The sequence below is a fragment of the Desulfobacter curvatus DSM 3379 genome, assembly GCF_000373985.1.
Taxonomy (GTDB): domain Bacteria; phylum Desulfobacterota; class Desulfobacteria; order Desulfobacterales; family Desulfobacteraceae; genus Desulfobacter; species Desulfobacter curvatus.
Window position 1 is genome coordinate 1 of record NZ_KB892936.1, and the last position, 6,563, is coordinate 6,563.

General features: G+C 42.4%; 10 protein-coding genes. All 10 read right to left on the minus strand.

Going from position 1 to position 6,563, the window contains the following annotated elements; genetic code table 11:
* Positions 1–314: 314 nt before the first annotated feature.
* Complete coding sequence (locus B147_RS0104630; RefSeq protein WP_020586077.1) at positions 315–605, minus strand: HigA family addiction module antitoxin; 291 nt, start codon at positions 603–605, stop codon at positions 315–317.
* Complete coding sequence (locus B147_RS0104635; RefSeq protein WP_020586078.1) at positions 606–884, minus strand: type II toxin-antitoxin system RelE/ParE family toxin; 279 nt, start codon at positions 882–884, stop codon at positions 606–608.
* Between the two features lie 186 nt (positions 885–1,070).
* Positions 1,071–1,406, minus strand: coding sequence for a type II toxin-antitoxin system HicB family antitoxin (locus B147_RS0104640; RefSeq protein WP_020586079.1), 336 nt, complete (start codon positions 1,404–1,406; stop codon positions 1,071–1,073).
* On the minus strand, positions 1,403–1,597 hold the full coding sequence (locus B147_RS30945) for a type II toxin-antitoxin system HicA family toxin (RefSeq protein ID WP_083927808.1): 195 nt from the start codon (positions 1,595–1,597) through the stop codon (positions 1,403–1,405). Before B147_RS30945 ends, B147_RS0104640 begins: the two co-directional genes overlap by 4 nt.
* A gap of 186 nt (positions 1,598–1,783) precedes the next feature.
* Entirely contained in the window at positions 1,784–2,113 is a 330-nt protein-coding gene (locus B147_RS0104650) for a type II toxin-antitoxin system HicB family antitoxin (protein ID WP_020586081.1), read from the minus strand.
* Positions 2,097–2,357: a toxin HicA gene (locus tag B147_RS30950; RefSeq protein WP_083927809.1), complete on the minus strand. Its 261-nt coding sequence runs from the start codon at positions 2,355–2,357 to the stop codon at positions 2,097–2,099. The genes B147_RS0104650 and B147_RS30950 overlap by 17 nt, the downstream gene beginning before the upstream one ends.
* Positions 2,358–3,567: 1,210 nt before the next feature.
* The gene (locus tag B147_RS31625) at positions 3,568–3,924 is read right to left on the minus strand and encodes a hypothetical protein (protein WP_157237775.1); all 357 of its coding nucleotides are present in this window, start codon (positions 3,922–3,924) and stop codon (positions 3,568–3,570) included.
* 320 nt (positions 3,925–4,244) lie between these two features.
* Positions 4,245–4,775 carry a hypothetical protein gene (locus B147_RS0104655; protein ID WP_020586082.1) on the minus strand — a complete coding sequence of 177 codons (531 nt, stop codon included), beginning with the start codon at positions 4,773–4,775 and terminating at the stop codon, positions 4,245–4,247.
* Between the two features lie 125 nt (positions 4,776–4,900).
* The gene (locus B147_RS0104660) at positions 4,901–5,377 is read right to left on the minus strand and encodes a hypothetical protein (RefSeq protein WP_020586083.1); all 477 of its coding nucleotides are present in this window, start codon (positions 5,375–5,377) and stop codon (positions 4,901–4,903) included.
* Between the two features lie 22 nt (positions 5,378–5,399).
* Positions 5,400–6,230, minus strand: a complete 831-nt coding sequence (locus B147_RS0104665; RefSeq protein WP_020586084.1) for a toll/interleukin-1 receptor domain-containing protein — start codon at positions 6,228–6,230, stop codon at positions 5,400–5,402.
* Between the last annotated feature and the right edge of the window lie 333 nt (positions 6,231–6,563).

A 6,563-nucleotide genomic window follows, 5' to 3' on the forward strand; every position in this document is an offset into this window, starting at 1 on the left:
GCGCAGCTCGTTTCCAGTCTCGTTTATTTGACGTCCTAAATTACAATAGCCGGAATATCTCCGCCATGGGTCCAAGGCTCGATACGAGTGGGTGGCTAACCCTTACTGAAACCCATTACTGGATTTCACCCGACAGGGACTTTCACCCTGCAAGATGCGCCGAGCTTTGCTCGGCGCGATAACGGGGAGTTGAGGGGCCAGGCTTTTAAACCCCAAAACTTCCGGTAAAAAGTTAAAATTTCCTGAACCATGGGCTTTCGAAAGGCCGCGCAGTAAGCCTGGTCCCTCTCCAACGTTCTGTAATTTTTTTCTGTTTACGCTGGCACCTCAATAGGTTCAATTTCTGAAAGATCAATATTCTGCTTCGCATGCCATAAATTATAGCTGTCCTGCATATGAAGCCAACTTTCGGGGGTACGCCCTAAGCATTTGGATAAACGAAGGGCCATTGCAGGGCTTATAGAGCTTTGCCCCTTTAATACCCTTACGAATGTCGAAGGAGAGACTTTAAGTCGCAGGGCAACACTGCGTGGTGAAACCCCCAATGGTTCCAAGTAAACTTCTTGAATAAATTCCCCCGGATGGGGTGGGTTGTACATAGCCATTTAGTGATAATCCTCATAATCTACAACATAGGCATTGCCGTCCTTGAATTCGAAAACGACACGCCAATTGCGGTTTACATCAATCGCCCATAATCCTTTACGATCTCCTTTTAAGCTGTGCAACCGCCAACCTGGTGTATTCATATCTTCAATACATGTTGCCGTATCAAGTGCAATTAAGCGCATTCTTAGCTTTTGTTTATGACCGGCCTGGATTCCGGAAAGGCTGCCTGTTTCAAAAAATTTACGTAGCCCTTTGTGCTTAAAAGATTTTATCATACATTCATTATATAGCATATTGCGCAGCACGCAACGTTTAATTTTAGAAACAAAACGGGGAGCTGAGGGGCCGGGCTTTTAAACCCAAAAGCTCCGATAAAAGTTAAATTTTCCTGAACCAGGTATTTTCGAAAAGCCGCTCTGTAAGCCTGGTCCCGCTCGAGCGTTCGCCTTTTATGATTTGGGTTATGCGATTGTTTTTCTCAATATTTTCCCGCAAAAACTGTTTAAGCTTTCATTCGCTTGCATGGCTTTAATGGCAAGAGCTTTATGTAAATCACTGTCTACTCTTAGCTGAAATTTTCCAGAATACTTTTTATCTGATATGCTTGCAGGTAAAGGGATTTCATCTTTTTCATAAATTTCAATCCATTCGTCCAATATTTGGCACAACTGACGATAAACGTCTTCTTCATTATCACCATGACAGCATTTACCAATCCAACCGGGAATAGAGCCAACATAGCATTGGTCATCATCTGACCACTCAACAATTTTCAAATAATGGTCTCTTTTTTTCATCTTTTAGACCTCTTTATTTTAAGTTGTACTTCTTTTTCTTGATAGTGCTTGGCATCATCACCGGGATTCCCCGAAATCGTTATTGCTATTCCTTTAGGATGAATCAAATTTCGGTGGCTACCGTTCCCTCCTCGGTTGATAAAGCCTGCTTTTTCAAGATCTTTTATAAGTTGTCTGATTTTTCTTGGCATAATAAAAATAGTATCAATATGATACTAATATGTCAATGGTGGTTTGGAGGCGAACGGGGAGCTGAGGGGCCAGACTTTTTAAACCCCAAAAGCTCCGATAAAAAGTTAAATTTTCCTGAACCAGGGACTCCCGAAAAGGCCGCGCAGTAAGCCTGGTCCCTCTCCAGCGTTTTGTGTGTGCCAATATTATTGGCTGAGACGAGAACTGACGAGCCTATTTATACTTACCCCTGATTCTGCTGCTTGGATCGCTAAACTTCTATGAACTTCCGGTGGAACACGAACCATAAATTTACCACTATAATTTTTTGAGGCGATTGGCTGTGGAATTTTTTCATCATTGTCTTTCATATCTTGAATGACCGATTCTACCGTTTTACGAATACCTTTTAATGCTGATTCAGGAGATTTGGCCAACCAGCTTAAGCTTGGGAATTCCGCACATAAGCCGATATATTCTTCGTCCTCAGGAGACCAAGTAACCCTATATGTATAATGATCATTTAGTAGTGTCACTTTCTTCCTCCAATCTTTTAATAGCCTTGATCACTTGCTTAACTTGATAGGCTTTTGCTTTTCCTTTACTGTTTTGAATATTTACCCGAGGGTCACCTTGCCATGGTGTTTTATATATTCGATGACTGCTACCAGATTGGCGAGCCTTTCCAAAATAATGTTCACAGACCCTGCATAAATCTGTAAATTTTACATTGGTTGGATTTTTGTAAATCTCATTTAATAGCTTTTCAATTTGGCTCATGCCTATATGATACTAATATTGATACTATTGTCAACGGTGTTTTTAGGATCGGGTAGCCTGGGGTAGTTGTCTACCCCAGGCCCCCTCAGAACCGTACGTGACAGTTTCCCGTCATACGGCTCAAGCATTTCTAAGGCTAAGCCTTGCGGGGCCGCCCGGTTGTTTTAGCAATAATGAAATTTACAGTTATTTCATAGCATATGTCCTTGAGCATTCGTTCGGAAAGTACTGTTCTTTTTCCGAGTCAAAAGAAAACGCATCCTTTTGAAAGAACCTCTGGCGTATATGCCGTGTGCTACTTTAACAACCTTTGCGATACGCATCTACAGTCTTTTAACAGCGTAAAGCTGCTGATGGGCGCACCAGCTAATGCCGTCATTTGCTTTCCCATCTTCAAAGATTCTCCAAATTATCTCGCAAAGAAACACCTGCCCGGGTGTNTCTGTAATCACACCCGCCGGACGTCAGCTCCCTTTCGGGCCGGGTAATGTTGATAATCTATAGATCCATCTCAATCCGTATCCGCCTCATTACAAGACGGCCTTCGCTTTTTCCTGCATCTTACTCCCGCACCCCCATCAGTGTGCCTTGCGGTTTCACCTGCCGAATGTTCCCGGCGAAGATACAGGGTTTCCACGTTCCACATTATTGCCAATCATTGGATGACTTAGGCCTGCCCACTGCACCGGCGGCGCAACATCTCCGTGCAGGCAGTTGAGAAACCTGCAACCTGACCGCTCACCTTTTGGTCCAAGCTTACCAGCCTCTTTAGCTTGTTCTCCCTGACGACGCTTAAGGAACATTCAATTAATTTGACCATATCATCCAAACCCTTGCCCTCACCCGGATTGAGGCTTCCAGGAGGGTATCCGCCTCACGGCTTTAACCCCTTCCGCAGTAGCGGAATTCGGTACTTTGTCGGTTGGGCTTCACACCGTTGCCGGATGCACCGGGAACCGCATGCCACATAGAGTACCGGCAGGAGAATGCCGGGTTTGGTCAGGACCGACTGGCCCGCCAAACAGCCAATAATGCGACCTCGTGTCGCACCACAACGGGGAGCTGAGGGGCCAGGCTTTTTGAACCTCAAAACTCCCGATAAAAATATAAACTTTCCTGAACCAGGCACTTACTAAAGGCCGCGCAGTAAGCCTGATCCCTCTCCAGCGTTTTGTGTGTGCCGGTCACGGCACACGTTCTTAAAAGTGAGTCAAATGTATAGAATTCCAATACATTTGGCAAGTCTTAGACCCAGCCTGATGGAGGCGAAGGGTGTAGTAGTAGTGCAACGGGGTACCGGTGACGGTACTTCGGAAGGAAGCCGCTTTGCCGAGGCAAGGTACCACGAAGGTACGGGATGACGTACAGGAATCGGATATGAGGCGCGCATACCGGGACGAGCCTGCACAACAAGGCGAAGTCCTCTATCCATCACAGGGTATGTCCGTAAATCCGGCGTCCACGTACTGAAAGACGTGTGTTTACCCCGGGAGATCTCCCATGTGCCGGATTGGCTGAGGGCCGGGTAACCGACCTTGACCGCATGGGAGAAGTCAGCAGAGGGCATAGTAGCCGGTGGAAACGAGCTTCACAAAAGTGGAGAGGTCTCACCCCGGTGAAGGCCTGAACGGTGCTCGGGTCGATTGGCCTGGGTAAATGGTGGTGGTGAGTAAGCAGATGGCTTTTATGGGAATAATGCGGCAGTGGCCGAAATTTCCATAGCATGACTTTGCCCAAAACCCGATAGAATTGGCGGGATAACCTACAGCCGATTCTATTCATACCAGCCGAACCGCCCTGGTACGTGATCCGTATGCCGGGTGGTGTGGGAGGGCTCCTCAGTGATGGGGAGTCCTATCCCGATTCGGCCTTTCCATTAATGCATAATCACTCTTCAATCCAGTTTGAGCATTCTCGCATCAAAAATTCGTTCATTGCTTTCATGTCGGACTTCTTTTTAGATCGTTTTTCCCATTTATGTAAAATAGATCGGAAACATTCTCCAGGAATATCCACAGCCCAATCCTTAAATTCAGAATTAGAATCAGATTCGTACATATATATACCCTTCAGAACACCCATACAGTATAATTTCGCCTCTTGAGTCATGCCCATATCAATAAATCTAAAAATTTCTTTTTGGAATGGTTCTATTGCATTTGAAATCATTTCATATGCCATTTCATCAGTTGATATATATCCATCCACTGTTGAACCTGAACTATTCCATAATTCATGTACGTCAATTGTATCTAAAGCCCAAAACACATCGTCACTTACCAATTCATAATCAACGTCTTTGATTATATTTTCAGCGATGTTAAAAATTTTCTTTTTAATTTCTTTATCAGTTTTAGCCAATATTTTGAGGATATTCAGGGCTTCATCAGGTGAAATTTTATTTAGCAGATCATTCATTTTTGCTGCCTTTGTTGGAGCCGAACGGAAAGGTCAGCGGTTCGGTTTTGCGGAGCGTAGCGGAGCAAAACCGAATCCGCTGGAGCGTCGGGTTAGCCCTTTTTTCATTCATTTCTAATGACTTATCAATGTTTAACTTTTTTGACTTTGATAATCTTTGGGGCACAAACTGTGGGTGGCATTTCAATTGGTCGCCAATCTCCACTTGTCATTGCTTTTTTTCGATAATTTGTTAATTCAATATTAGCATTTTCTTTTACGACAACAACCGCAATTTCAAAATCCCAGCTAATATCTTCAGGTTGGCCAAATGTTACAGATACTTTCCATTCTTTAGTCTTCGGATCTATTTTCCCTGAATTTTGAGGCCACCAAACACCTTCAAAATCATTTCTGTGAACAAGAACCCAAAGAAAATTTCCACTTGCTATTGAAGCAGTTCCCTCAATATTCATATTTTTTCCGACTTCAATACCATCACGACTTGGAGAAGTGATTTTAATATCACATGTCTCTGATATGGCATGTGAAAGAGAAAAAACGAGCGAAAATGTGATGCTTACCACTGTGACAATGAACAGTTTGTAGTTTTTTTGATACATTTTGAACCCTCCTCCTTTTAAGTTATTCGTTTTTAAACAATGATTCGTATTTTCGAACCGAATCATCGTAATATCCATTTTTATAATCATTTTCTGCTTCGGATAGCAGTTGCTGATCTAAATTATCTTTAGCATTTTTAGGAAGAATACAAATAAGTTCTCGATAAATTTTAAGAGCTTGCTCTTTACCTTCAGGATTACCGCCAACAAGATATCCTCTTGCTTTTTCAACATATTCATGTATTTCTTCTTTTGATTTTTGATGCTCATTATTAGTAATAGGATAATATAAAAAGAGAATAACAGATAACATTACAGTAAACGATATTAAGAAATAAATGTATTTATTGATTTTTCTTTCTGAAACTCTCTTCTTCTTATTATTTTGTAATTCTTTATTGTTCTCAAAATCTTTGATCTTTTTATGTAGTTCTTCTTGTGATTGCCCTTTTAATATTGAGTTTATCAAATTTTTAAAGCCATCATTATAAGAAGGAAAAAGGTCTATCCGGTGAAGTTCTTTTAACTTTTCATGACATGGTTCGCAATTATCAAGTCGAACAGGAATAATAAATATCTCACTCTCTGGAATTTCATCGAGTATATCAAGAGCCTCTTTTATTTCTTTTTGAACATAACCACGCTTTGTTATTGATTTTGATGAAAGTAATACTAAGAAAAATGAACAATCTTTAATAGCTTTCTTTATTTCCGCTTTCCAATTTTGACCACCTAAAAGAGACTTTTTATCAAGCCACGGTGATAAACCAAGATGCTTTAAATCACTATATAATTCATCAGCTGATAGTTTATCTTCATGTGCGTAGCTGATAAATATTTTATTTTCTTTCATCTCTAATCTATGACAGTAAAATTAATTTATTTTTTTCTGTTCCATATATCGTTTCAAGGGCTCTCGCGGTAGGAACGCCGGTCACCCAGTGCCCCCCGCACAGTCCCGGACGTGCGGTTTTCCCGCATCCGGTTCTTCGGTTAGACTCGCTTCCGCGCGGACCTTCACAGTTACCCGTTACAAGATCCAATTGCTATTCCCCGCAGTGAGGTTGGCTCATGTTATCCAGCCCTACATGTCCGGCACGAGTTTCCTTTGTGGGCTACGTCCTTCCGTCAGGTCCTTTCCCTTACATGCATGGTGTACGCATGTGTGTGGCTGGCTTTCCCAACC

Bases quoted from the DNA above. Each gene is read 5' to 3' on its own strand.
- B147_RS31625 (WP_157237775.1), bottom strand. From the start codon at position 3,924: ATGCCCTCTGCTGACTTCTCCCATGCGGTCAAGGTCGGTTACCCGGCC.
- B147_RS0104630 (WP_020586077.1), bottom strand. From the start codon at position 605: ATGGCTATGTACAACCCACCCCATCCGGGGGAATTTATTCAAGAAGTT.
- B147_RS0104635 (WP_020586078.1), bottom strand. From the start codon at position 884: ATGATAAAATCTTTTAAGCACAAAGGGCTACGTAAATTTTTTGAAACA.
- B147_RS30950 (WP_083927809.1), bottom strand. From the start codon at position 2,357: ATGAGCCAAATTGAAAAGCTATTAAATGAGATTTACAAAAATCCAACC.
- B147_RS0104640 (WP_020586079.1), bottom strand. From the start codon at position 1,406: ATGAAAAAAAGAGACCATTATTTGAAAATTGTTGAGTGGTCAGATGAT.
- B147_RS0104655 (WP_020586082.1), bottom strand. From the start codon at position 4,775: ATGAATGATCTGCTAAATAAAATTTCACCTGATGAAGCCCTGAATATC.
- B147_RS0104660 (WP_020586083.1), bottom strand. From the start codon at position 5,377: ATGTATCAAAAAAACTACAAACTGTTCATTGTCACAGTGGTAAGCATC.
- B147_RS30945 (WP_083927808.1), bottom strand. From the start codon at position 1,597: ATGCCAAGAAAAATCAGACAACTTATAAAAGATCTTGAAAAAGCAGGC.
- B147_RS0104665 (WP_020586084.1), bottom strand. From the start codon at position 6,230: ATGAAAGAAAATAAAATATTTATCAGCTACGCACATGAAGATAAACTA.